Source organism: sulfur-oxidizing endosymbiont of Gigantopelta aegis (assembly GCF_016097415.1).
In the GTDB taxonomy this organism is placed as follows: domain Bacteria; phylum Pseudomonadota; class Gammaproteobacteria; order GRL18; family GRL18; genus GRL18.
Genome location: NZ_JAEHGE010000001.1, coordinates 3523962 through 3548827 on the forward strand (window position 1 = coordinate 3523962; position 24866 = coordinate 3548827).

Here is a 24866-nt window from a genome sequence, read left to right on the forward strand (position 1 = left end):
GATGGCAATCAGCACTTGAAAAATCTAAGACATAATATAAACTTGAGAGCATAAAAATAAACATGTTAGAATCATTTGAGTCATTTCTTTTTGTTGCTGTTCCAGTTTAAATAATGAAAAATCCATTAAGCTATAAACTTGCCCATAAGGGAATATTATGAGAAAAATAAATTCGATTGAAGAAGCAAAAGAAGAAATTAAAAAATTTAAAATTTCAGATTGTGCTGAGGATGATGTATTCTTTCAAGCATTAGAAGAAGTGTTGCTATCTATTTATCCACTCTTTAAATCCGGCGAACTTTATACGCTCAGTGCAAAAAATGCCATAGTCAAACGACTAGTTATGCCCGACCGGGTGATTAAGTTTAAAGTGGCCTGGCTGGATGATGATAATATTGTTCAGGTTAATACTGGATACAGAGTTCAGTTTAATAATGCTTTGGGTCCTTATAAAGGCGGCTTACGTTTTCATCCGAGTGTTAATGAGGGTATATTAAAATTCCTGGCCTTTGAACAAATTTTGAAAAACTCCCTGACAGGTCTACCTATTGGCGGTGCTAAAGGTGGTAGTGATTTTGATCCGAAAGGAAAAAGTGATTTTGAGGTAATGAAATTCTGTTCTGCTTTTATGACTGAATTACATAAATATATCGGACCCAGAGTGGATGTGCCCGCTGGTGATATTGGTGTTGGGGCGAGGGAAATAGGCTACCTATTTGGGGAATACAAGAAGATCACTTCATCCTACGATGGCGTTCTAACCGGTAAGCCCTTTTTCTTTGGAGGCTCTTTAATGCGACCTGAAGCAACAGGTTACGGCGTTATCTACTTTACTCGAAAAATGCTGGAACTCGAAGCAAAGGAGAGCCTTAAAGGTAAAATTTGTACCGTCAGCGGTGCTGGAAATGTGGCACTGCATGCCATTGAAAAACTGCTGCATCTAGGGGCTATTCCCGTTTCATGCACGGACTCTAAAGGAACACTTCATGACCCAAGAGGATTGGATCTTGAACTATTAAAGGATTTAAAACTTAAGCAACGTCAGTCTTTGCAGGAATATCTGAAAACACATCCTGATACTGAATACACCCCGATTTCAGATTATCCAAAAAATGCTCATGCTGTGTGGAATATACCCTGTTACGCTGCTTTTCCCTGTGCAACTCAAAATGAACTGACCGCAAATGATGCTAATAATCTAATTAAGAATGGCTGCATCAGTGTGTCAGAAGGTGCCAATATGCCATCAACGAAAGAAGCGGTCAGTATTATGTTAAACAAGGGAATACTACTCGCACCAGCAAAAGCAGCAAACGCTGGCGGGGTTGTAGTCAGTGGTTTTGAAATGAGCCAGAATGCTGCCATGCAAAAATGGACATTTGAAGAAGTAGATGAGAAATTAAAAGCAACCATGGAAAGCATTTGTGAAAAGGTCGCTGCAACCGCTGAAGAGTATCATGTTAAGGGAAACTATGTTGATGGTGCCAATATTGCAGGATTTAAGAGAGTGGCTGATGCCATGATTGCAGAAGGAATCTAGTGACTTTAAGCACTTATGCTATGTGGCTGTTGATACTTGAGAAGTGCCTTGCTGCATTTTCAAGTATCACGAGTATAAAAATGAGAGTAAATGAGTGCTAATGCACCTATTATTTCATTTTTTAGGTATTGCGGGAAGCGGTGCAAGTCTGAGCAAGCGAAATTTATATTCAGCGACAGTTGATTTGCTCCCCTTTAGTCTTGCTTTTCCTTCAATTTTATCCTCTTTGTATTTTGCAGTTAATTCAACTGAAAATGTTCTTCGTTTTTCTCCAAAGACAGTCTGCTTGTCATTATGTTGAGTAACATCTACATGAGCACTGAATTTTTTTCCCTTGACTGTATAAACGCCATGGCTAAACATAATAGCGCCACCACTTAAATAACGGCCTTTTTCTAAAAAGGTCGTGGATATGCGTTCCCAGCCATAAATACCTGCTATCTCAAAAATCCAAATTCCATTCACTGACATTTTATTATCTCCAAAATCATTAATGACTTGATACCAATATACTCATAAACTTGGGAGTAAGTACCTTTTGGACCTTTTCGGCACTTTTTTAAGGCTATGGGTATAAAACTGTTGATTATTATTTGCCGTAGCCTACAAATTGTAGCTGGATCCATTACAATATATAATAATTTAATTGTGTTTGTAGATCTTAGCAAGCTTTATTCTTATGATAGAGCTATGATGAGTATAGAATAAAAAACCATACTTTAGAAGGAATCGCACATTGTTAGAACCGGTATTGAAATCAGAACTTGAGGTAAAACTTACTTTGTTTGAATATTTAAAGCGTGGTTGGTTACGGGGAGTGTTTTTTTCTTTTTTATGGTTGATTTTGACGGAAGGTGTGATAAGTTCATTGCTAGTTGGCATTCCCGTTGTGTTGTTGGCCACTTGGTCGAGTGTTTTATTGCTACCTCCTATTACGCTGTCATTGCTTGGTATACTTAAATTTATTCCTTTTTTCCTTTGGCATTCTCTTCTTGGTGGGGTTGATACAGCGCGGAGAGTGTTGCGCTTTCGTATGCAGATCTCACCGGGAATGCATGACTACCCATGGTCATTACCACCGGGAATGCCTCGTGTTTTTATGGCTAATACCGTGAGTTTATTTCCGGGGACCATGAGTGCTGAGCTAACAGAAGACTATCTCAGAGTACACGTTTTGGATGACAGCAGTGATTTTATCTCTGAATTGCGAGCCGTTGAGCAATCAGTGGCGATTTTGTTTAAACTGAGTTAAATAGTTGCTAAATTTCCTGAGATTGACTTATGAAAAATTTTAAAAAAATATTTTTTTTAAATCTATTGGTTTTTATTCATAAGGTGTCTCTATGAGTATATTGTATATAGGCTTGAGCATTTTTCTTTTTATGACTCTGATTGCTGGTTTTTGGCGTGTATTGAAAGGTCCTGATGAAGTTGACCGCATGCTGGCAGGGCAGTTATTTGGCACCACTATTGTGGCCTGTTTACTGCTTCTAGCTCAGGCCTTTAAACGTCCTGATTTACAGGATGTCGCTCTGGTGTTGGCATTGATTTCAGCAATCACCATGATTGCTTTTGTCCGCCTTAGAAGTGCTTCTGATAATAAAACGGGAAGTGATTAGTATGTCGATCATTGATATCATAACGGCTATTTTTTTACTGGCAGGAGGTTTTTTTTTCTTGCAGGAACTATTGGCTTACTGCGCTTGCCTGATGTCTATACCCGCTTACATGCCCTAACAAAAGCCGATAATGTGGGTTTAGGATTGATTGTCATAGGTTTGTCCTTACAAGTTGAATCGCTGGCTATGGTCGGCAAGTTACTGCTGATTTGGTTGTTGGTTTTAATGACCAGTGCCAGTATTGCTTATTTAGTCATTAAATTGGCTCGGCACAAGGGGCTTAAATTATGGACTCGCTGAGTATTCTGCTCTCTGTTTTTGATTTCTTTCTTATTGTGGCTATTATTGGTTCTGCCTGGCAAGCATTGAAAGAAAATAGTGATTTATTTCGTGCTATAACATTGTTTATCACCTTTGGATTATTGATGGCCGTGGCATGGGCTCGCCTAGGGGCGGTTGATGTCGCATTGGCAGAAGCAGCGATTGGCTCTGGATTGACTGGCGCTTTATTGTTGTCGGCACTCTCTAAATTAAGGGAAGCTAAATTAAGGGAAGCTAAATTAACCGAGCCTGAACCCAAAAAGTTGCATAGCTCCCTTAACGATGAATAGCCCTGCCTCAAAAGCACTGCCCCTTACGTTGCAGCAACGTTTGTTTCGATGGTTGCTAATACTTATTTTGACTACGTTTATGATCACTTTGTCTTATGTTCTTTTGACCCAGCCTGAACCGGTATCGGAGTTGCCTCGCCAGATCGCTGATAACTTGGAAAATACCGGGGTTAAAAACCCAGTGACTGCGGTACTGCTTAACTATCGTGCTTATGATACTTTTTTAGAAATGGCCGTTTTACTACTGGCATTGATTGCGGTTAAGTCGCTAGCCGATCCACTTGCCAGAAAGGGCGCTGCGTTGTTTTCACCGCCGGGAGAAGTTCTTACTCTCTTATCTCAAGTTTTTACTCCGTTATTTATTCTAATTGCTGGTTATTTGCTATGGGCAGGTGCCGATAAACCAGGAGGTGCCTTTCAGGCGGGTTCTGTATTGGCGGTTGCCTGTGTTCTCCCTTTACTGACTAATTGGCGGGGGGATGAGTTTTTTGCTCGTCTGAGCACACGTCTGATTCAGATTGCGGGTCTTAGTTTATTCTTGCTGATTGGTTTATTCACGCTGTCGAGTGGGAATTACTTTCTTGAATTTTCACCTGCAATGGCAGGTGGACTTATTTTAATTATTGAAGTGGCGGCTACATTGTCTATTGCACTAAGCTTGGGGGCGCTTTTTTTTGCGTTCCAGTCTAGCGAAAAGGGGGCTAATAAATGACCTCGGCTTTGTTGTATGTTTTTACCGGTATCGCACTTTTTTGTATGGGTTTTTATGCCTTGATTCTTCATCCGCACTTGTTGCGAAAAATTCTCGCGATTAACGTCATGAGTAGTGGTGTTTTTATGTTGCTGGTGGCCTTGGCTGATCGTTCACAAGCCTTGCTCAATCAGAGTGCGCCTGATCCCGTGCCTCATGCGATGGTTATTACCGGTATTGTGGTGGCAGTTTCTGCGACGGCTTTGGCTTTGACACTGATGTTACGCGTCCAGTTTGCCAGTGGGCGACCTGAGCTTATTGATGATGATGTTTCTAATACCCATGATCATTGATATTCCCTGGGTAATTATTGTCATTCTCTTACCCTTAATCGGGGCGATGAGCTGTTTCGTGTGGCCTCAAAAGAGTATTTTACTTGGCATGGTAACGGCAGTATCTATTGTTCTGGGTACTGCCGGACTGCTTTGGCAACTGATAACACTTGGTGTGCAACGCTATACCCTAGGTGGTTGGGCTGCACCTCTGGGAATTGATCTCTATGTTGATGGCCTGAGTTTGTTGATGCTTATTATTACAGCCTTGGTTGGTCTGGGCATTAGTAGTTATTCAATCGATTATTTCTCACCTGTATCTGGGGCGCATAAAGCCTCGGATAAAAATAATACAGAAAATAATAAAGCACAGGCCTTTTGGCCACTCTGGTTGTTTTTATGGGCAGCACTAAATGCCTTATTTCTTTCGGCTGATATTTTTAATCTCTACGTCACTCTGGAGTTATTAGGCCTTTCTGCTGTTGCTCTAGTTGCACTTGCAGGCACTCGCGATGCACTCTCTGCGGCGATGCGCTATCTCTTGGTGAGTTTGTTGGGCTCGCTGTTTTTCTTGTTCGGCGTGGCCTTACTGTATCATAGCTATGGTAGTGTCGATATTGCCACTCTGGCACAACAAATAAAGCCCGGTCCCATTATGAGCATTATTATGGCGCTGATGATGTCGGGTTTATTATTAAAAACGGCATTGTTTCCAATGCATTTTTGGCTACCACCGGCACATGGTAGTGCCCCCGCACCGGTGAGTGCGTTATTGTCGGCACTGGTCGTTAAGGCCTCTTTTTATATTTTTCTACGCTTATGGTTAGAATTTTCTCCAGTGTTGGATGTCAGTCATATCGCTTCCTTTTTAGGCTTGCTGGGTGCAGTGGCGGTCGTATGGGGCGGGGTGCAGGCTTTGCGCCAAGTTCGGCTAAAAATGTTGATTGCCTATTCAACGGTTGCTCAATTAGGTTATTTGTTTCTGGCCTTTCCTTTGGCCAGTGTTTACGCTTGGCAAGGTGGATTGTATCTGTTGTTATCCCATGCCTTTGCTAAAGCGGCCATGTTTCTGGCAGCGGGTAATATTATGTATTTTTGCGGGCACGATCGGATCAGTGATTTGGACAGAGTGGCACAGCGTTTGCCTATTACCGTATCCGCTTTTGCTCTGGCTGGAATCAGTATCATGGGCTTGCCTCCTAGTGGTGGTTTTGTGGCAAAATGGCTAATGCTGAATGCTGCACTGGCTACACAACAATGGTGGTATGTGTTGGTGCTAGTGGTAGGCAGTTTATTAGCATCAGCGTATATTTTTAAAGTCATTGGCTATGCTTTTACACAAGCCGCTCAATCGGCTGAAGAAATAAAAACTAAACCTGTCCCTCTGACAATGGAGTGGGCAGCCCTGGCTCTGGCTTTTGTCGCTTTGTTATTGGGGTTGTTCTCAGGTTACCCTCTGGCTTTGATGGATATTGGCTCCCCTTTTTTGTCAGAAATCGCCTCTGGTGGTGTTAAATGAACTGGAATGCCTTATTACCCTTATTGGTGGTACTCAGTTCCTTCCTGGCTGGGCTAATCATTTTCTTTCTGCCTGAAACGCGTCATAAAACACGCATTACCCTGAATCTGCTGGCGGCTGTTTTTAAGTTGGTTTTAGTGGGCATCATGCTTTGGGGTGTTTTTCACGGTCATCAATATGAAACCCGACTGGCTTTTTTGCCGGGCTTAGAACTGGTTTTAAAAGCCGATGCTTTGGCGCTTTTGTTCGTGACCCTATCATCAGGTCTGTGGCTGCTAACGACTATTTATGCCATTGGTTATCTGGAAGGTTCACCACATCGTAGCCGCTTTTTTGGCTTTTTTAGTTTATGTGTCACCTCTGCCGTCGGTGTTGCTCTGGCAGGTAATCTGATCACATTTTTATTATTCTATGAAATGTTAACGCTGGCAACCTATCCATTGATTGTGCATCGCGGTAATGAAGTATCCCGTAAGGCTGGCAAGACCTATCTGATATATACCATGTCGGGTGGTGTGCTATTGTTGATTGGCACGGTATGGCTCTATAGCATCACGGGTACATTGGAATTTACCGCTAGGGGAGTGGTGGCATCATCACTGGATAGCTATGGTCAATCCCTGGTTATTATCTTTGTACTACTAATTTCAGGGCTTGGTGTTAAGGCAGCCTTAATCCCTTTTCATGGCTGGTTGCCTCAGGCAATGGTGGCTCCAGCACCGGTGAGTGCCTTGTTACATGCGGTGGCGGTGGTTAAATCCGGTGCTTTTGGTATTGTTCGGGTGGTTAATGACATCTACGGTGTAGAAGTCGCCAATAATCTAGGTGTCACTATGCCGCTTGCCATCGTTGCGGGAATAACGATTATTTATGGTTCCGTACGGGCTATCTTTCAGGATGATTTAAAGCGTAGACTGGCTTTTTCTACCGTGAGCCAGGTTTCCTATATTGTGTTGGGGATTGCCATTGTCGGGCCCATGGCCACCATTGGTGGCTTGATTCATTTAGTGCATCAGGGGGTGATGAAAATTACCTTGTTTTTCTGTGCAGGTAATCTGGCAGAAACACTGGGAATCCATAAAATCAGTGAAATGGATGGTGTTGGCAAACGCATGCCCTGGACCATGGCTGCTTTTACCATCGGTGCTTTTGGCATGATGGGGATTCCTCCGTTGGCAGGCTTTATTTCCAAATGGTATCTCGGCGTCGGTGCTGTGAATACGGGGCAATACTGGGTTTTATGGGTGCTTGTGGGGAGTAGTTTGCTGAATGCTATCTATTTTCTCCCCATTATCTATGCCGCTTGGTTTAAACCTATTAGCAGAGCCTGGCCGGATGAACGGGATTTTAAACAACTTAAATGGAAAGCAGAAACAGCCTGGGCTCTGTTATTGCCACCGGTGATTACAGCGCTACTCACTCTGCTAATTGGCTTGTTTGCCTCAGCACCTTTTAGCCCCTTAAAATGGGTGCAGTTTATTACGTTTCAGGAGTATCAGCCATGAGTGCGCTGCTGTCGTCGCCAATGCTTTTACTTGTTCTTCCCGGCTTGCCCTTATTGCTGGCCGGTGCTTTAATCATCGCTCGAAGCAGACATCTGGCATTGATATTGGCGCCTTGGATAGCTCTTCCGGCACTACTGATTGCTCTTTTTTCCAGCCCGGGGCTTACACTAGAATTACCCTGGCTATTGTTAGGGACTCATTTTAGCCTTGATGAAACCGGCCGTTTTTTTCTACTCTTCAGTGCCTTTATATGGCTGTGTGCAGGAGTCTATAGTTGTGCTTATTTTGCCGATCAGGCTGTGCGACGCCGCTTTTTAATCTGGTTCTTATTTGCCATGAGTGGCAATTTAGGACTCATTATTAGTCACGATTTAGTCTCTTATTATACCTTTTTTGCCTTAATGAGCTTTGCTTCCTACGGATTGGTGATATTTGAGCCTAATGCACAAACAATAAGAGCAGGGCGCATTTATCTGATCATGGTGATTGTGGGTGAATTGATGCTGTTTAGTGGCTTTGTTATGGCTGCGATGCTGACGGGTAGCCATGAATTTGCTGTACTCAGGCCTGCTCTAGCCAGCGTTGAATTACAACATTGGATTATTGGCTTGATTGTATTTGGCTTTGGGGTCAAATCTGCGCTATTGGGATTGCATATTTGGCTGCCTTTGGCTTATCCAGCTGCCCCATCACCGGCTAGCGCCGTGTTATCCGGTGCGATGATATCTGCCGGGTTTTTGGGCTGGTTACGTATCTTACCCTTGGGTGAAATTAGTCTGCCGGGCTGGGGAAGCTTGTTATTGTTAATGGGCTCAGTATCCGTTATTTATGCCTTGCTGGTAGGCTTATTACAGAATGATCCTAAAAAAGTATTAGCCTATTCCAGTGTTGGAAAAATGGGCTTATTGACTATTTTATTTGGCCTGGGCATGATTGCACCTCAGCACTGGCCACAAATTATGATCAGCATCCTATTTTTTTCCTTGTATCATGGCCTGGCAAAGGGGGCTTTATTTCTTGGTGAAGGTTTATACGCCAAGTTGTCAGCAGAACGAGTGCGACAACGTTATTGGGCTTTGTTAGGCTTATTATTGCCGGCACTATCACTGGCAGGTGCGCCTTTGACCAGTGGTATGATGGCAAAAAAGATGCTGAGTTTGCAAATTGCATCGGTTGATTCATTTTGGGATGAGGGCCTGTCTCTAGTGCTGATCCTAAGTTCATTATCAGCCAGCTTATTGATGCTACATTTTTTGTTTTTGCTCTGGTCTGAACGGTCTAAATCAAGAACTGACTCTCAATCGCCGACTCAATCGGCTTGTCAGTCGGATACTCTTTGGATGTGGCTAGCCTGGTTGCTACTTCTTGCGGCTGTGGCTTTGACTTCCAGATTCCCCCCGATTGAATTGAATGCCTCTTTAAGTAGCAGTGAAATTCCCGGGGCTCTCTGGCCTCCTCTTGTGGCATTCATCTTGATAGCCTTTTACCATTGGAGATTCCCGCAACTCTTCAGGCTTCAATTTGATGGTCTAATTCACATTGAAAAGCGTGTGTCACTTGTTTTAAGAGCTATCAGCTCATTTTCTATGACTATTTTACCTCAATGGAGTGCATTATCGGTTAGTGTATTTAATGGTATCTTAGTTAAAGAAAGATACTCACTTATTCTGAGTAAGATGGAACAACAATTAAGGCAATGGTCTATGGCTCTAAGTCTATTATTGCTGCTAGCCTTTGTTATGGCAGCTGCAATTTGTTCTTTTTGATGAATTCATCGCAATTTTTTGTTATGAAACCAAAAATTAAGCCAATAATATTGATTATATAGCACTTTTCTCCTAGTGTTTATAGAGTAGTATTCTAGCTTTCAACAAAAAAAGAGATGAGAAAAATTAAATGCGTCGTTCTGTATGGCAAATGTATTCATTGACTGTATTTATTCTTTTTAGCCTCTTCTTTAGTGCGTTATCCCATGCAAAAATCAATTTGACCGCTGAAGAAAAAAATTACCTGCAACAAAAAAACACATCAAAATGTGTATCGATCCGGATTGGATGCCACTGGAAAAAATTGACCAGGGCAAGCATATTGGTATGTCATCAGCATATATTGCTATCATGGAAAAAGAAATTGGTATTCCTATCGTATTGCTCCCCAGTAATTCATGGGCTGAGACTATTCAGTTTGCCAAAGAGCGTCGTTGCGATATTATTTCTATGGCTATGATCACAGAAGGCCGTAAAAAATATATGGATTTTACCCTTCCTTATTTATCTATTCCCGTTGTCGTTGCGAGTCGCACCGATCAATTTTTTATTGCCAATCTTGATGCGATTAAAGACAAAAAGCTTGGCGTTGTTAGAGCTTATGCTATTGGTGAAATATTGCGTCAGCAATATCCGCAAATGGAGATTGTCGAAGCAGATTCATTACATCAGGGATTAGAAATGGTTAATCAGGGAGAAATTTATGGCTTTGTTGATTCTCTGGTCTCTGTGGGCTATGAATTTCAGCGTAATTTTGTGGGCGAACTGAAAATTATTGGTAAGTTTGATCAAAAATGGGATTTAAGTGTAGCGACTCGCAATGATGAGCCCTTATTACTCAGTGTGTTTGATAAAGCGATTGCATCAATTTCAGAAAAACAAAAACAGACTATAATGTGGCTATACTTAACCGGACACACAACTTAAAACAACTAAAAGATAAAAAGTGTGACCTAAAATGAATGATCAAACAAAAAAACCGAATAAAAGCTATACATCAGAATTTAAAGAATCAGCTGTCAAATTAGCTAATGAGACGGATCAACCCGTTTCTCAGACTGCCAGGGAGCTAGGTGTTAATGTAAATACTCTACATACCTGGATCAGTAAATATTCCAAACCGGTGAAGACGGTAGCCAATAGAAGTGATGAATGATGTACATCACAATTCTTCGGCATTGTCCTCACAGAGCGTAAGCCGATAGGCGCGACGGTACAAGGGTCTTAGATGAGGGCGAATGTGCGCCTCAAATCGTTGTTTTTTGCTTTTTAGCAAGGAAGAAATATTCATATACAGTCTTTAACGATTAAATTGAGTAAAAGGTTCCACTTTATGGTGAAAATAATGATAATTATTATCTTTTGGTGGGATACATTGGTTGATATACACAGAGATTGTACAAATTATGAGCAGAACTATCTGTGAATTCAATCATAGAAAGACTGATTTTTTAATGTTCAAAAAATCAATTCGGTGTTATCCTTGCCCCGATATAAAATAATAGGATAAAGCCGTGAGCCAGACTGACTTTTCATCACTTAAATTACAGCCGGAATTGCTAAAAAACCTGAGTACTTTGGGCTATCAACAGATGACGCCAATACAGCAGCAGAGTCTGCCGCCTATTTTAAAAGGCCAGGATGTGATTGCTCAGGGGCAGACGGGATCAGGAAAAACAGCAGCCTTTGGTCTGGGTTTGCTGGAAAAGCTCAATGTGAAGCGTTTTCGTATCCAGTCTCTGGTACTTTGTCCTACTCGCGAGCTGGCGGATCAAGTGGCTAAGGAAATTCGTCGCTTAGGACGCGGTATTCATAATATTAAAGTCTTGACCTTATGCGGCGGTTCAGCCTTTGGTCCACAAGTGGGATCTTTGGAGCACGGTGCGCATATTATTGTCGGTACGCCTGGGCGTATTGAAGATCACCTCGGCAAAGGAAACCTAGACCTATCCAATGTTAACTTACTGGTATTGGATGAAGCCGATCGCATGCTGGAAATGGGCTTTCAAGCAGCGCTAGATAATATTATTGAAAGAATTAGCCCTGAGCGTCAAACCCTGATGTTCAGTGCCACCTTTGCCGAACAAATTAAATCGGTTGCCAAGCGCATTATGAAACAACCGGTTATGGTACAGGTTGAATCCAGCCATGACAATTCCACAATCCAACAGCATTTATTCAAAGCCAATGATAATGCTCATCGACTCACGGTACTGCGCTTGTTGTTACAGCAATATCAGCCTGAATCCGCAGTGGTATTTTGCAATACAAAAATTGAAACACAGGAAGTTGCCGATGAACTCAGTCGCTATGGTTTTAGCGTCATGGCCTTGCATGGTGATTTAGAACAGCGTGATCGTGACCAGACGCTAGTACGCTTTGTTAATAAAAGCATTTCAGTTTTGGTGGCAACGGATGTTGCGGCTAGGGGCCTGGATATTGAGTCATTGGATGCGGTGATTAATTACCAAATCGCACGCGATCTGGAAGTCCACGTACATCGTATTGGACGCACTGGACGGGCGGGCAATAAAGGGCTGGCTTTGACCATTATTACCGAAAAAGAAAGCTTTAAATTGGCTAAATTGGAAGATTTTCTGGAGCAACGCATTGATGCCGAAAAACTACCACCGATTAACCTATTGGATAAGCCGACATATCAGCCGCAAATGGCCACGCTACAAATTGATGGCGGCAAAAAGCAGAAGTTAAGACCCGGTGATATATTGGGTGCATTAACAGGACAGGATGGCATTACTGGTAAGCAAGTGGGTAAAATTCAGTTGTTTCCTAATAAAGCCTATGTCGCAGTCAATCGAGAAGTCGCTCAGTATGCATTGAGAAAAATAACGGAAGGTCAGTTAAAAGGACGTAATTTTCGCGCGAGAATTATCTGAGCCATATATATTTTCAAAACACTCATTAGCGACACCTTATTAGCCCTTTATAACATGACACAAAACAGATGAATGATAAAACGATAGTAACTCACAACGGTAATTTTCATGCCGATGATGTTTTCAGTATTGCTGCACTTAAGCGCATATTCCCTTCTTTTGAGCTTATTCGCACCCGTGACTTAGAACTTATTGCCAAGGCCGATATTGTGCTTGATGTTGGCGGTGAATATGACCCGGATGCAGACCGTTTTGATCATCATCAACGGGGTGGGGCAGGTGAGCGAGAAAATGGTATTCCTTATTCCTCGTTTGGTCTGATTTGGCAGAAATATGGCTTAGAAATATGCCAGGGAAAGCAAGACGTAGCCAATGCTGTGGATGCTGGTCTGGTATCCACAATTGATGCCATCGATTGCGGTCATGTTGAAGGGGTTGTTAAAGGTATTAGCCTTAGTCAAACCATTTCAATGTTTAACCCGACTTGGCAAGAAGATAGCCACTTTGATGAATGTTTTGATGAAGCGGTCGATTTTGCAGTGCGTGTTTTAAGCCGCTTCATTGCCTCGGCTAGCGGCGGTATTAGTGCAAAAGAAATTGTGGCTAAAGCGATTGATAATGCCGACGATCCAAGGGTGATCGTATTAGAAAAATATACCCCGTGGAAAAGAACGGTTCACGCTTTGTCTGAAGAGGCTTTATATATGATTTACCCATCTCAGACCGGCCAATGGAGAATTCAAACAGTACCGGTTGAACCTGGTTCATTCGAAGACCGAAAGTCGCTGCCTAAAGCATGGGCAGGCTTATCTGATAAAGACTTTAAAGAAGTGACTGGAATTGATGATGCTATGTTTTGTCATAATGGTTTATTTATTGCGGGTGCAGAATCTTTTGCAAGCACTATGAAAATGGCAGCGATCGCACTGAAAGAATAATCAATGCACTATCAAAAACAAAAATCTAATCGGCACAGATCAAACCTTGTTTACACCTCAGATGTAGGATGTGGTGAGGAACGAACCGCATCAATGGCTTTAAATTTACGTCTTTGATGCGCTTCGTTATACTCACCACATCCTACCAATGTAAAGATAAATTGGCTTATTTGATCTATCCCATCTAATCATTTAAATGAATAATCAATGCTGACGCCCATTATTTGAAATTCAATTCATGCATTGGTTCGCATAATCCTAGAAACCTCAGTGAACCTCCAGCACTTTGATCGCTCGCAGTAGATTCAACTGAGGTTTCTAGGATAATGGATGTCTGAGCTGTTACCCGTTTAGGCAAAAGCTCCCTGTTGCTCCACTTTAAAAGTACGCAACACATATGTAAATGCATTGTTGCTGGAAGCGATTGCCACCACATCAAAAATATCCCGCTCACTAAAGCCCTGATTTTTGGCTTGTTGAATATCATCGGCACTGATACCTTCAGGGCAGCTAATTGCTGATAAAGCCAGTTTTAATAGCACTTTTTCAGCATCATTAATGGGAGCATCATCTGTATTGGCTCTGGCACTTCTCAGTTGTTCCGATGTGATCCCTTGGTTCATCAAAATTGCCGCATTAAAATCAATGCAAAAATGACAATTTGCTTTGGATGACACCAGATAGCGGATCATGGCAAGTAAGGTTTGGCTAAGATGTTCATGAGCCATAAAATAACCAACATTGCCCATAAAGGCCTCTAATAATGGTGGACTGATACTATACAAACGTAGGCCATCAGGAATAAATCCCATATGCTCCTGTACACTATTAAATATTGCATCAACACGAGATTTATCTTCACTGGATACGGTTGGAGTAATTAAAACTGAGTGATTCATAATAATTTCCTTTTATAATATACAGACCGGTCAGTCTGTTGTTTGAGCTAAAAAAATAGCTTGTCTGAGTAAGCTATAGTTGTTTTCACCCGATAATTCAGACGGGTATTAACAAGTGCCAGGCCTAAGTGTGGCCTAGGTAGCGCTTGATAAAATGAATGCTTTTATCAAAATTGTCAGGCTGCTGGTTGGCCTTGTCAAGTAGAATTGCACCTTCTACTTGACCGAGAATAATATGGCTCAATTGCTCTGCATCTTCTTGTGGATCAATGTCACCTTCGTTTATAGCCTCTTGTATTATTGATTTAATTAGGCTGAGATACTGGTTAAAAATAAATTTGACCTTATCGCGGATACTCTGACTCATGGTGCTGAGTTCTAAAGTAAAGTTACCAAAATAACAACCACAAACAAAGCCTTCTGCAAATTGTTTCTTTTGGCGATTAGACATAAATTTAAGTAACTTAAATAATTTATCTATTGCCTTATTGCTATGCATTAGCACCTGTTCTTTAAATTCTTTGCTAACCAGCTCAAATTGCCAGTCCAAAGTGGCAACGGCTAATTCCTCTTTACTTTTAAAATGGTAATAAAAATTACCTTTAGTGATGCCGGCAGTTGTAATCACTTTATCAAGACCCGTAGCATTATAACCCTGAAGATAAAATAGCTCTGTGGCGGCGGTTAAAATGCGTTGCCGTGTGGCTAATGCTTTTTCAGATAACGCCATTTTATGTCCATTACAATTATATTTTCAGAAAATAAAACAGACCGGTCAGTCTGTATTTAGCTTTAGTATAGATAATTCTAAAGATTTGTCAAATTTTTTATGAGAAATTCTAAACAGCTTTTGTTCTTTCTGAAAGGTAATCGCCGCGCGACTAAATTTTGAATGCCCCTACCAGCGTATTCAATTTATCCGCAATCTCATTGAGACTCTTCAAGGCATTAGAAACATCCTGAGTACCTTTAGCGGTGTTTTCTGAAATATCTATGATGTTATCCATATTATCATTAATCTCACTACTGGTTTTACTTTGGTTCATTGAGGCATCGGCGATGTATAAATTCATTTCTTTAATGGTGACGACGGCATCAACAATAGAGCCTAAGGTGTCGTTGGCTTCTTTGGCATGACCAACGGTTTTAACGGCCTGTTGCTGACTGTCTTGCATGGCTTCAACCGCTAGAGTTGAGGCATTTTGCAATTTCTCAATTGTTGCTTGAATTTCCTGAGTTGATTCCTGTGTCTTACTTGCCAACATCCGCACTTCATCAGCAACGACGGCAAAGCCCCGGCCTTGCTCACCGGTTCTGGCGGCTTCAATTGCGGCATTCAGAGCCAATAAGTTCGTTTGTTCAGCAATGCTCTTAATCACTTCTGCGACCGAACTGATACTTTCAACATCCTGACCCAATTTATTGATCACGCCAGTTGCGCGTTCAACACCCTGAGCTAAATGTTCGATAGAATGAATGGTTTGACCAACAATTTCTTGTCCTTGTTTAGCAGAGGTGTCAGCTTGTTGCGCAGAATCAGAAGCCGATTGAGTTTTGCCTTCCATTTCTTTAGAAGTATTGAGCATCGCAGTCATTGCGTGGCCAACTTTGTCGGTCTCAATGCGTTGTTTTTCAACGCCCTTGCTATTGCTGTCCATGATATGAGCCATTTGTGAGGTTTCATTGACTAAACTGGTGACAGCTTCACTCACGTCAGTAATAGCGGAGTGAATTTTATGTACAAAGAGATTAAAGCTTTCGCTCATACAAGAAATTTCATCCTTGCCGGAAACAGCTAACTGCTGAGTGAGATCGCCTTCGCCTTCAGCAATATCTTTCAGTGCATCAGTGACATTACGTAGGGGTCTATTGATGGAAATTAAAATAAACACAGCGACCAGTGAAACAAAAACGACTCCAACTAGGGTAATAATCATGATAAAGGTATTAATTTCTGCTGCATTTTGCAGTAATTTGTCACCAGTGTCCGATGTTTTACGGTTGAGTTTTGTTTGCAGGTCACCCAATTGCTTGTCAATTTTTGCTACCAAAGGGGCAATCTCGGCACGAATTAAGTAACGATCCTGATAGGATTTTTCACTTTCATGAATAACATAGAGTTTTTCTAATTGGGTATGATAATTTTTGATTAAGGGGGTAAGTTCAACGATAGCCTCTTCCTGCTCAAAGGTTAAGACATCTTCAAGTCCATTTAATTTCTCTAAGCCTGAATCAATTTGTTTTAAATAAAGTCGTGAATTTTCTTTATTTGATGCGGCTTTGAAGGCTACAAAAGCACGTAAATCAGAAACCACTCGGATAAAGGAATAACGCATATCATACAAGGTTTTTTTCATATCCTTTCTATTGCCATACTCGTCTTCTTCTTCGTTTTCTGAGTCAATCATTTGCGCTAGGAGCTCTAAGACTTTGCGCGCCATAGGATTAACTGAATCATTGGCTAATTTTAATGCCGGGATATTTTTGTCTGGATTTTCCGTGATTGCAATAATTTCATCTTTATAGGCTTCGAATTTCTCCAGATTAATTTTGACCTCATCAACCGCTTTTTTGTATTCAGGCGTATTGCTTATCAAGTGTAAGTCATGTAAATGTTTAAATTCTTTATCAACTTGGTTAAGGTGTTTCTGGTAGGCTTCACCATGAATTTTTTCTTTACTGAGCAGATAAAAACCCATGCTTTGTGTCGCATTGTGAAGGCTGCTGTTTAAGGCTGTCGATGCAGCTACTGCAGGTTGAATGTCATTGACCATTACTGAAATTTTATCTTCAGTGCGGCTAAAAGCCAGTAAAGTAATAACGGAAACAATGACCAGCATCAGGATTGCGCCACCAAAACCGAACATTAGTTTGTATTTTATTGATAAATTAGAAAAAATTTTTAGCATAATATAACCATCTGTAATTATTTTTTTAATTAAAGCCTATTGAATATAACGGCAGGCTTGTTTTTTTCATTAATTATAGGTTATATTTTTTAAAAATCTGCAAAAGCCATGTTTATATAAGCTTTGATTGAAATTGAGTCGTTGAGTCATATCACACGATTTAGTCGTTAAATAACCCATTAAAATAAAATAAAAGGCTCTTCTCCGCTTTGATGAGTGAACAACTTATCCATTTCAGCCTATAGAGCTCATCTTTATTTGGCTGAGCAACATAAGCAAGGTTATGTGTATAGGTAAAACTATAAAAAGCCTTCTTGATAAGAAAAGTTTTTATGTATCAATGCTTAACAGGGTTTTGAATGTGAATTTACACTCATCAAAGCGGAGAAGAACCAAATAAAATAAAATAAATAGATAAAAAACAATAACATATTGTTTGGCATGGCATTTGCTTCATAGATCCCACAATAAATATAATTTGTATAACACTTTTTTGGGATTTGTAATGCTTACAACAAAACACACATCGATTTACTTTTTAGTTTTATGTGCTTGCAATAGCTTTTCATCAGCTTATGCGGATAAAAACATTGCGGACAATACGTTTTCTAAGAATAGCCTCACTGAAATTACGGTAACGGGTACACGTGAAGAAACTTTGCGCAGCGAAACGGCTGAAACCAGCAATGTGCTGGATGAACAGGAAATTGACGAAGTTAAACCGGCACATCCGTCAGAATTGCTTAATCGTATACCCGGTGTGCATGTGAATGTGACCGGTGGTGAAGGACACATGATGTCGATTCGCCAGCCTATTACGACCAAGGCGGTTTATCTCTATCTAGAAAATGGTATACCTACCCGTTCTACTGGATTTTTTAATCATAACGCACTCTATGAAACCAATATCCCTCAGGCTGAATCGGTTGAAGTGACCAAGGGACCAGGCACCGCATTGTATGGTAGTGATGCTATTGGTGCGGTGATTAATGTGAACACCCGCCGCGCGCCAATGGATCCAGAGGCCGAATTAGGACTAGAAGGGGGTGAGAATGGCTGGGGTCGAATCCTCTTAAGTGGTGGTAATACCTGGGGTGATGATGGCGTGCGGGGTGATTTGAATATCACGCATACCGATGGTTGGCGTGACAATACCGATTATGATCGGGTTGCCGGTACGGCACGCTGGGACACTATCCTGGATAATGGAGCGAGTCTGGAAACAGTGTTTAGTGGTTCGGATATTGATCAGCAAACGGCAGGTTCATCTCGTCTTTCAGAAGATGATTATAAGAGTGACCCGACAAAAAACTACTTGATTACCCACAAAGCTCCGCCATATTTCGATAATTATACTATAATTATACTATAATTATACTATAATTAAAGTATAGATTATGTGTGGAGTAGAATGATGTCAAAAAATAAAATTCAGTTTCAAGAAGGTTATAGTTTATTTGAGCTTTTTAATGATTATGGCACTGACAAACAGTGCCGACAAGCCTTATTTAAATGGAAATTTCCTGATGGATTTGTTTGCCCAGAGTGTGGCAATAAGACTTATTGCACTCTAGAACATCGCCATCTTTATCAGTGCCACCATTGTCATCATCAGACATCAGCAACCTGTGGGACAATATTTGATAGTACCAAACTGCCTTTATCTAAGTGGTTTTAGCGATTCATCTTATGACTCAATTGAAGACAGCGGTTTCAGCATTAGAATTAAAGAGACAGCTTAAGGTAAGCTACAATACAGCCTGGAGTATGAAACAAAAGATCATGCAGGTTATGAAAGAACGTGATGACAGTAAACCTTTATCAGGCATCATTCAAATTGATGATGCCTACTGGGGTGGTGAGCACAGAGGCGGCTCCAGAGGTCGTGGTTCAGAAAATAAAACACCGTTCGTTGCAGCCGTTTCTACTAATGAAGATGGACACCCGATTGCAATGAATTTAAATGTGCTTAAAGGGTTTAAATCCAGTGAAATAAAACGATGGGCACAAACTCATTTAACACCTGGAAGTACTGTTTACTCAGATGGGTTAAATTGTTTTCCTGCGGTTAAAGAAGCTGACTGTAAGCATGTTCCAATCGTCACGGGTGGTGGTGCGGCAAGTGTTGATAAAATTGAGTTTATCTGGGTTAACACTATGATAGGTAATATTAAAAACTCTATGAAGGGAAGCTATCATTCCATTAACTCAAAACATTTACCTCGGTATCTTGCTGAATTTTGTTATCGGTTTAATAGACGCTTTAACTTAAAAGACATGATGCCAAGGTTTTTATGCGTGGCGATGAAAACGCCACCTATGAATGGAAAGCTCCTAAAAATGGCGGAGCTTTATGGGTAATCAAGAAAAACTATTATGGTATTTCCTATCGTGAAGTGACTGCTTTACGCTTATCATCGGCCTATGAGCAGGAAATAGGCAATTCACTCCTATCCATCACACCGTATTTTCGTGACAATGAAATGGAATATATGCCTAACTGGTCTTTTACCTATGATCCCAGTATCAAGCAAACAGAAAATCAGTCCTTTGGTTTTTTATTAAAATATCGAGTGGATTTAGCACCTTATAATACCCGTTTTATTGTCGGTACGGATTATGATTATAGTCCGGGCAGTCGTAAAGAAAATTATATTGACTCAAAAAAGAATGCTGATGGCATCTATGACTCCTATACTGTGAGAGATAGAATTTATAATTATGATGTGACCTATACTGGCATAGCACCTTATATGCATGTAGAAACCTCACCCAGTGAAAAACTTAGGCTAACGGCTGGTTTACGATATGATTCGGTAGAATATGATTATGATAATAAAATGAGCAGTGGTCAGTTTAAGTACCGTCCTGCGAGCATGTTTCGTCCAATGACTATTAACCGCCCTGATGATGATAGGGTCAGCTTTTCACATTGGAGTCCTAAATTAGGTGCGACCTATCAATTCAGTGAGTTGCTCAATGGTTTTGTCTAATGTGGCTATACTTAACCGGACACACAACTTAAAATAACTAAAAGATAAAAAGTGTGACCTAAAATGAATGATCAAAAAAAAAAACCGAATAAAAGCTATACATCAGAATTTAAAGAATCAGCTGTCAAATTAGCTAATGAGACGGATCAACCCGTTTCTCAGACTGCCAGGGAGCTAGGTGTTAATGTAAATACTCTACATACCTGGATCAGTAAATATTCCAAACCGGTGAAGACGGTAGCCAATAGAAGTGATGAACACATTTATGATGAAGTAAAACGTCTGAAAAAAGAATTGGCAAAAGTGATTCAGGAGCGTGATTTATTAAAAAGGCCACAGCGTACTTTGCAAGGGAAACTTTGTGAAGTACGCATGGATAACTGATCAGGCTAAAGATTACCCGGTAACGATTCTGTGCCGTTTTATGGATGTTTCCCGTAGTTGCTATTATGATTGGGTTAGCTCTCCTAAAACGGATAGAGAGAAAGAAAATGAAGCGCTTACTGAGCAGCTAAAAAACTGTTTGAAGACAGTCGCAAGACTTATGGAACCCGTCGTCTTAAAAGAAAACTGGCTGAAAAAGGCGTTCATATAAGCCGCCGGAGAATTGGTCGATTAATGAAAAAAGCCGGTTTGTTTTGTAAAACGAAGAGACGCTTTAAAGCGACGACTAATTCCAAGCATAATAAGCGTATATCTCCAAATTTACTGGAAAGAGAGTTTACTGTCTCTCAACCTGATCGCTACTATGTGGGTGATATTACCTATATTGCCACCAAGGAAGGCTGGTTATATTTAGCGGTTGTCATTGACTTATTCTCTAGGCAAATTGTTGGCTGGTCGATGGATGAGCGAATGAAAGCCAAGCTAGTCAATGATGCTTTACTGATGGCCATATGGAAGCGTAAACCAATGGATGGATTGCTTTGGCATACTGACCGAGGTAGCCAATATGCCTCTGATAGTCATAGAAAAATATTGTCGGATCATAACATAATTCAGTCTATGAGCCGCAAAGGAAATTGCTGGGACAATGCTGTATCAGAGAGCTTCTTTCATAGTTTGAAAACTGAATTGACGCACCATTGTCGATTCAAAACCAGAGTAGAAGCAAAGCAGGCAATATTTGAATATATTGAGGTATTTTATAATCGGGAGCGACTTCATTCGGCTAATGATTATTTGTCACCAGTCGATTATGAAATACAGCAGGAAATAGCTTAAATCGATTGATTGAAGAGGGGTAAAAGGCGACATAAATGCCGCCCATTACCGTTGACGGCCATCGGCTCCTCAGCCTGTGCCGTGAAGATATTGTAACAGGATCATTACCGTTGTGAAAATACCTTGGGTGAATGGAACGGCTCTATCGTTCCAGAGGGCAAAGCCCTTTCTCTTCATCTGTTTAAAGTTAACATGAGAAACTAAAATGATAGGAAATACAAAATGACAAAAATCACTTGAAACAGCCAAAAAAATATTTAGAAAACTGTCCGGAAAAGTGTTGACACATCAGTCAGTTATCGCAATGCCTTCCGTGTACCGTCTGAAGGACAAATTTTTAGACCGGGTAGTAATACCGCATCTTTGGATCTCGACCCCGTTGAAGTGGATAGTTATGAAATTGGTTTTAGAGGTCGCTTAGGCAAGCAATTGACTTATGAAACGTCTATTTATTATATGGATAAAACCAATGACCTAGTCACTTATGAAGATCAAATTACCGGTGAACGCTATACAACGAATGCCGGTGAAACCTTGCATAAGGGCATTGAATTAGGTGGTGCTTATCAGTTTAACTCTGAATGGAATTTGGGCGTGAGTTATTCCTATAGTAAGCAAACTTATGAAAAATGGACCGAGAAGGGCACTGATTTTAGTGGTAATGAAATTAAATCAGCACCCAAAAATCTGGCTAATACCACGCTTAACTATCGTCCTTCTTTACTCAATGGTGGTCGTGTTGAGTTGGAGTGGAGCTATATGGGATCCTATTGGATGGATGATGCCAATACGCATAAATATGATGGTCATGATTTATTTAATTTACGAGTCAATCATTTTGTTAAAATGGATAACCACAAAAATCTTGAACTCTATGCACGTTTGATGAACGTCACTGATGAACGCTATGCCACAGCAGCAAGTTTTAATCGCTATCGTGGGTCAGAATTTGCACCGGGCATGGAGAGAACAGTGTATGCAGGCATGAATTATAAGTTTTAGATTTATTCGCACAATTTGTAGGGTGGGCACGGCTTTATCTGCCCACGCTGAATGTGTGAGTCTAAGGTCTAGAGTCAGCGTGGGCACAAAAAGCGTGTCCACCCTACAGTTTTGTATTCATAGATTAAAAAATGGTTTTAAAAATGAATAATAAAATATTAACTTATACATTAATAAACATGATTTTTTTCTTGGCTCTTGTTACTCAAGCAGAAGCCGCTCATTCGGATATGAAAAGTTCTGCCGGTGAAAAAACTATGTGTTCAGATCCACAAGAGCCTGCCAGTTTACGTTGCGCACCGGCACCGAGTTCACAATTTGATAGCAACGGTATTTTGTGGGTGGCCTGGTCCTATGGTGGTCATGTCTATGTCAGTACCTCAGATGATAAGGGGCAAACCTTTAAGCCAGCAATGCTGGTTAATCAAGTCCCTGAAAAAATATCAGCACGGGGTGAAAATCGCCCTAAAATTGTTGTAGATAAACAAGGCCACATTTATGTTTCCTGGACTACACCATTGAAAAAACGCTATACCGGCAATATTCGTTTCAGTGTGTCAAATGATCAGGGACAGAACTTTTCTAAACCCATTACCATTAATGACAATCTTGATATGACCGGGCATCGTTTTGAAGCATTGGCGGTCAACGATCAGGGGGTTATTTTTATGGCCTGGTTAGACAAGCGAGAACGTCTAAAAGCCAAGCAACAGGGAAAAAAATATAATGGTGCGGCACTTTACTATAGCTATTCAAAGGATGGTGGGAAAAGTTTTAGTAAGAATCAAAGCATCATGTCCCATTCTTGTGAGTGTTGTCGTGTCGTTATGGCGATAGATAAAGATCAACTGCCAGTCGTTATGTGGCGCAATATTTATGGTAAAAATACTCGTGACCATGCCTTGGTGAAATTCTTGAGCCAGGATAAAGCTGGTAAGGTAGTTCAAGTGAGTCATGATAATTGGCAGCTTGATGCCTGTCCACATCATGGCCCAGCAATTTCTATAGAGACGAATGGCATAGTATCAAATTATCATTTAGTTTGGTTCAATAATGCGCCACAGCGTCATGGGCTTTTTTATTCTCGTATGAGCGATCCCAATAAGACGGCTCAATCTTCACCTAAAGAGCCTATCAGTATCGGCAATTATGATAAGGGAGCGTCTCATCCTGATGTGCTAAGTATTGCTAATAAGGTTTGGCTGGTCTGGCGGGAGTATGATGGTGAAAATGAATCTATTTGGTTGCAAGTCTCAAATGATCAGGGCGATAGCTGGCAACAAAGCAAAATTATAGCTCAGACTCAATCCGGTTCAGACTATCCCTTTTTAATTCATGATCAAGGCACAGTTTATTTGCAGTGGCAGACTAAGGAACAGGGGTTTAAGCTCTATGCTTTATAAAAACATGCCTTATAAAAACATGCCTTATAAAAACATATATTATAAAAAGTTTTTGTTTTTCATGCTGGGTATTTTTATGATGAATGCATCATTCGCCATGGGGAATAGTTTAGTTAGCAGTGAATCACTACGGGAATTTACCAAAGACAGTTATCAAGAAATTCTTCAGACTAACAAAGGTCAGCCATTTTTAATGGTGCTATGGTCAATTGATTGCCCGCCTTGTCATGAGGAGCTAGCGCATATCAGTGCCTATAAAAAAAAGTATCCCAAGCATAAGATTATTTTGATTTCCACAGATTCTAACGCACAGGCGGTAAGACAGGTCTTGGAGGGCAATGACGTATTGCATTTGGAATCGTGGTTGTTTTCAAATGCGCTCGCGCATCAATTGCGCTATGCAATTGATCCACATTGGTATGGCGAGCTACCCAGAAGTTATTTCTTTTCTCAACAACATACACGTCAGGCTGTCAGTGGTACTTTAAGTCTGACTGCAATAAACGCGTTTTTTAGTCGCTCTTACTGATAATATTTCTTATTATCACATTCATTTTTTAGTTGTTCAGCATCCTTTTTGTATTGCTTTACCTGCTGATTGAAAGTCTGTGCTTTATTTTGATATTGCTGCTCAAATTCTTCAATATCACTATTGAGTTGATTGTAGTCATTGACTGATTGCTGAGAATGAAAATCAACTGGAATATCTTCCCGCTTAAGCTCCATCTGTTCAATTTTATCAACGAGTGCTTGCAGTTCGGTTGCCTGCTTTTTTAATTGCACAGAGCGCTGTGCTAACTCACTACTTCTTTGTAGACATTGAGCCAATTCATCCTGAGTTAATATGTTTGCGCTGTTCTGAGCTTTATCCTGAGTTTGGGCATGGCTTGAAGCAATGCTCAGGAAGAGGCTAATAGTGATCATCATTAAGCGGAATAAGTTTTTATTGTGTAAAAGGTTTTGCATAATAAATACCGTGTTAAAATTGAAGAATGGGTCTAATATAGTTCACTATACT

At 40.7% G+C, this 24866-nt stretch carries 22 protein-coding genes and 4 pseudogenes; 21 read left to right on the forward strand and 5 right to left on the reverse strand.

From position 1 onward, the window contains the following. Positions 1–157: 157 nt before the first annotated feature. Entirely contained in the window at positions 158–1540 is a 1383-nt protein-coding gene (gene gdhA / locus JEU79_RS18085) for an NADP-specific glutamate dehydrogenase (RefSeq protein WP_198265232.1), read from the forward strand. A gap of 114 nt (positions 1541–1654) precedes the next feature. Here gdhA and JEU79_RS18090 read toward each other — a convergent pair whose 3' ends face one another. Continuing rightward, positions 1655–2011, reverse strand: a complete 357-nt coding sequence (locus JEU79_RS18090) for a hypothetical protein (RefSeq protein ID WP_198265233.1) — start codon at positions 2009–2011, stop codon at positions 1655–1657. Positions 2012–2276: 265 nt separating this feature from the next. Here JEU79_RS18090 and JEU79_RS18095 point away from each other — a divergent pair, with 265 nt between their 5' ends. The 13 genes and pseudogenes from JEU79_RS18095 (at position 2277) to JEU79_RS18155 (ending at position 13418) form a co-directional block, all read left to right on the forward strand. Then, positions 2277–2792 carry a Na+/H+ antiporter subunit E gene (locus JEU79_RS18095; protein WP_198265234.1) on the forward strand — a complete coding sequence of 172 codons (516 nt, stop codon included), beginning with the start codon at positions 2277–2279 and terminating at the stop codon, positions 2790–2792. 91 nt (positions 2793–2883) lie between these two features. Beyond that, positions 2884–3159: an MrpF/PhaF family protein gene (locus JEU79_RS18100; protein ID WP_198265235.1), complete on the forward strand. Its 276-nt coding sequence runs from the start codon at positions 2884–2886 to the stop codon at positions 3157–3159. Positions 3160–3243: 84 nt separating this feature from the next. Continuing rightward, entirely contained in the window at positions 3244–3459 is a 216-nt protein-coding gene (locus JEU79_RS18105) for a monovalent cation/H(+) antiporter subunit G (protein ID WP_343074986.1), read from the forward strand. Further along, positions 3447–3770 carry a Na(+)/H(+) antiporter subunit B gene (locus JEU79_RS18110; protein WP_246540387.1) on the forward strand — a complete coding sequence of 108 codons (324 nt, stop codon included), beginning with the start codon at positions 3447–3449 and terminating at the stop codon, positions 3768–3770. The genes JEU79_RS18105 and JEU79_RS18110 overlap by 13 nt, the downstream gene beginning before the upstream one ends. Continuing rightward, a complete protein-coding gene (gene mbhE / locus JEU79_RS18115; RefSeq protein WP_198265236.1) occupies positions 3763–4482 on the forward strand; it encodes a hydrogen gas-evolving membrane-bound hydrogenase subunit E in 720 nt (239 codons plus the stop codon). The genes JEU79_RS18110 and mbhE overlap by 8 nt, the downstream gene beginning before the upstream one ends. Then, on the forward strand, positions 4479–4814 hold the full coding sequence (locus tag JEU79_RS18120; RefSeq protein ID WP_198265237.1) for a sodium:proton antiporter: 336 nt from the start codon (positions 4479–4481) through the stop codon (positions 4812–4814). The genes mbhE and JEU79_RS18120 overlap by 4 nt, the downstream gene beginning before the upstream one ends. 58 nt (positions 4815–4872) lie before the next feature. Next, the gene (locus tag JEU79_RS18125; protein WP_343074987.1) at positions 4873–6312 is read left to right on the forward strand and encodes a complex I subunit 5 family protein; all 1440 of its coding nucleotides are present in this window, start codon (positions 4873–4875) and stop codon (positions 6310–6312) included. Beyond that, on the forward strand, positions 6309–7817 hold the full coding sequence (locus JEU79_RS18130) for a complex I subunit 5 family protein (RefSeq protein WP_198265239.1): 1509 nt from the start codon (positions 6309–6311) through the stop codon (positions 7815–7817). The genes JEU79_RS18125 and JEU79_RS18130 overlap by 4 nt, the downstream gene beginning before the upstream one ends. A gap of 20 nt (positions 7818–7837) precedes the next feature. Then, the gene (locus tag JEU79_RS18135; RefSeq protein ID WP_198265240.1) at positions 7838–9583 is read left to right on the forward strand and encodes a complex I subunit 5 family protein; all 1746 of its coding nucleotides are present in this window, start codon (positions 7838–7840) and stop codon (positions 9581–9583) included. Positions 9584–9850: 267 nt separating this feature from the next. Further along, positions 9851–10510 carry a transporter substrate-binding domain-containing protein gene (locus JEU79_RS18140; protein ID WP_198265241.1) on the forward strand — a complete coding sequence of 220 codons (660 nt, stop codon included), beginning with the start codon at positions 9851–9853 and terminating at the stop codon, positions 10508–10510. A 31-nt stretch (positions 10511–10541) separates the two neighbouring features. Beyond that, a pseudogene (locus JEU79_RS18145) lies at positions 10542–10736 on the forward strand (transposase); the annotation flags it as partial. Between the two features lie 361 nt (positions 10737–11097). After that, positions 11098–12480 (forward strand): ATP-dependent RNA helicase DbpA, encoded by a 1383-nt coding sequence (gene dbpA / locus JEU79_RS18150; RefSeq protein ID WP_198265243.1) that lies wholly within the window; start codon positions 11098–11100, stop codon positions 12478–12480. Between the two features lie 68 nt (positions 12481–12548). Then, on the forward strand, positions 12549–13418 hold the full coding sequence (locus tag JEU79_RS18155; protein ID WP_198265244.1) for an MYG1 family protein: 870 nt from the start codon (positions 12549–12551) through the stop codon (positions 13416–13418). A 350-nt stretch (positions 13419–13768) separates the two neighbouring features. Here the strand turns inward: JEU79_RS18155 and JEU79_RS18160 are convergent, their stop codons facing one another. From JEU79_RS18160 to JEU79_RS18170, 3 genes are all read right to left on the reverse strand, one after another. Next, positions 13769–14317 (reverse strand): carboxymuconolactone decarboxylase family protein, encoded by a 549-nt coding sequence (locus JEU79_RS18160; protein ID WP_198265245.1) that lies wholly within the window; start codon positions 14315–14317, stop codon positions 13769–13771. Positions 14318–14441: 124 nt separating this feature from the next. Then, entirely contained in the window at positions 14442–15047 is a 606-nt protein-coding gene (locus JEU79_RS18165; protein WP_198265246.1) for a TetR/AcrR family transcriptional regulator, read from the reverse strand. Between the two features lie 151 nt (positions 15048–15198). After that, positions 15199–17226, reverse strand: coding sequence for a HAMP domain-containing methyl-accepting chemotaxis protein (locus JEU79_RS18170; protein ID WP_198265247.1), 2028 nt, complete (start codon positions 17224–17226; stop codon positions 15199–15201). A gap of 505 nt (positions 17227–17731) precedes the next feature. Here JEU79_RS18170 and JEU79_RS18175 point away from each other — a divergent pair. The 7 genes and pseudogenes from JEU79_RS18175 (at position 17732) to JEU79_RS18205 (ending at position 24377) form a co-directional block, all read left to right on the forward strand. Then, entirely contained in the window at positions 17732–18598 is an 867-nt protein-coding gene (locus JEU79_RS18175; protein ID WP_198265248.1) for a TonB-dependent receptor, read from the forward strand. Positions 18599–18640: 42 nt separating this feature from the next. Beyond that, positions 18641–19587: pseudogene (locus JEU79_RS18180) on the forward strand (IS1595 family transposase). Continuing rightward, complete coding sequence (locus JEU79_RS18185) at positions 19521–20219, forward strand: TonB-dependent receptor domain-containing protein (protein WP_198265249.1); 699 nt, start codon at positions 19521–19523, stop codon at positions 20217–20219. Before JEU79_RS18180 ends, JEU79_RS18185 begins: the two are co-directional and overlap by 67 nt. Before the next feature lie 63 nt (positions 20220–20282). Continuing rightward, positions 20283–21443: pseudogene (locus JEU79_RS18190) on the forward strand (IS3 family transposase). A 303-nt stretch (positions 21444–21746) separates the two neighbouring features. Next, positions 21747–22445: pseudogene (locus JEU79_RS18195) on the forward strand (TonB-dependent receptor domain-containing protein); the annotation flags it as partial. Between the two features lie 191 nt (positions 22446–22636). Then, positions 22637–23848 (forward strand): sialidase family protein, encoded by a 1212-nt coding sequence (locus JEU79_RS18200; protein WP_214660624.1) that lies wholly within the window; start codon positions 22637–22639, stop codon positions 23846–23848. Next, on the forward strand, positions 23838–24377 hold the full coding sequence (locus JEU79_RS18205; RefSeq protein WP_198265251.1) for a TlpA family protein disulfide reductase: 540 nt from the start codon (positions 23838–23840) through the stop codon (positions 24375–24377). The genes JEU79_RS18200 and JEU79_RS18205 overlap by 11 nt, the downstream gene beginning before the upstream one ends. Here the strand turns inward: JEU79_RS18205 and JEU79_RS18210 are convergent. Next, a complete protein-coding gene (locus tag JEU79_RS18210; RefSeq protein WP_198265252.1) occupies positions 24371–24814 on the reverse strand; it encodes a hypothetical protein in 444 nt (147 codons plus the stop codon). The genes JEU79_RS18205 and JEU79_RS18210 overlap by 7 nt on opposite strands. Positions 24815–24866 lie beyond the last annotated feature (52 nt).

What these genes read in the sequence shown, in the direction of transcription:
- JEU79_RS18160 (WP_198265245.1), bottom strand. Translation starts at nt 14,317, where the DNA reads ATGAATCACTCAGTTTTAATTACTCCAACCGTATCCAGTGAAGATAAA.
- JEU79_RS18175 (WP_198265248.1), top strand. Translation starts at nt 17,732, where the DNA reads ATGCTTACAACAAAACACACATCGATTTACTTTTTAGTTTTATGTGCT.
- gdhA (WP_198265232.1), top strand. Translation starts at nt 158, where the DNA reads ATGAGAAAAATAAATTCGATTGAAGAAGCAAAAGAAGAAATTAAAAAA.
- JEU79_RS18120 (WP_198265237.1), top strand. Translation starts at nt 4,479, where the DNA reads ATGACCTCGGCTTTGTTGTATGTTTTTACCGGTATCGCACTTTTTTGT.
- JEU79_RS18140 (WP_198265241.1), top strand. Translation starts at nt 9,851, where the DNA reads ATGTGTATCGATCCGGATTGGATGCCACTGGAAAAAATTGACCAGGGC.
- mbhE (WP_198265236.1), top strand. Translation starts at nt 3,763, where the DNA reads ATGAATAGCCCTGCCTCAAAAGCACTGCCCCTTACGTTGCAGCAACGT.
- JEU79_RS18170 (WP_198265247.1), bottom strand. Translation starts at nt 17,226, where the DNA reads ATGCTAAAAATTTTTTCTAATTTATCAATAAAATACAAACTAATGTTC.
- JEU79_RS18185 (WP_198265249.1), top strand. Translation starts at nt 19,521, where the DNA reads ATGCGTGGCGATGAAAACGCCACCTATGAATGGAAAGCTCCTAAAAAT.
- JEU79_RS18165 (WP_198265246.1), bottom strand. Translation starts at nt 15,047, where the DNA reads ATGGCGTTATCTGAAAAAGCATTAGCCACACGGCAACGCATTTTAACC.
- JEU79_RS18100 (WP_198265235.1), top strand. Translation starts at nt 2,884, where the DNA reads ATGAGTATATTGTATATAGGCTTGAGCATTTTTCTTTTTATGACTCTG.
- JEU79_RS18210 (WP_198265252.1), bottom strand. Translation starts at nt 24,814, where the DNA reads ATGCAAAACCTTTTACACAATAAAAACTTATTCCGCTTAATGATGATC.
- JEU79_RS18135 (WP_198265240.1), top strand. Translation starts at nt 7,838, where the DNA reads ATGCTTTTACTTGTTCTTCCCGGCTTGCCCTTATTGCTGGCCGGTGCT.
- JEU79_RS18090 (WP_198265233.1), bottom strand. Translation starts at nt 2,011, where the DNA reads ATGTCAGTGAATGGAATTTGGATTTTTGAGATAGCAGGTATTTATGGC.
- JEU79_RS18205 (WP_198265251.1), top strand. Translation starts at nt 23,838, where the DNA reads ATGCTTTATAAAAACATGCCTTATAAAAACATGCCTTATAAAAACATA.
- JEU79_RS18155 (WP_198265244.1), top strand. Translation starts at nt 12,549, where the DNA reads ATGAATGATAAAACGATAGTAACTCACAACGGTAATTTTCATGCCGAT.
- JEU79_RS18130 (WP_198265239.1), top strand. Translation starts at nt 6,309, where the DNA reads ATGAACTGGAATGCCTTATTACCCTTATTGGTGGTACTCAGTTCCTTC.
- JEU79_RS18110 (WP_246540387.1), top strand. Translation starts at nt 3,447, where the DNA reads ATGGACTCGCTGAGTATTCTGCTCTCTGTTTTTGATTTCTTTCTTATT.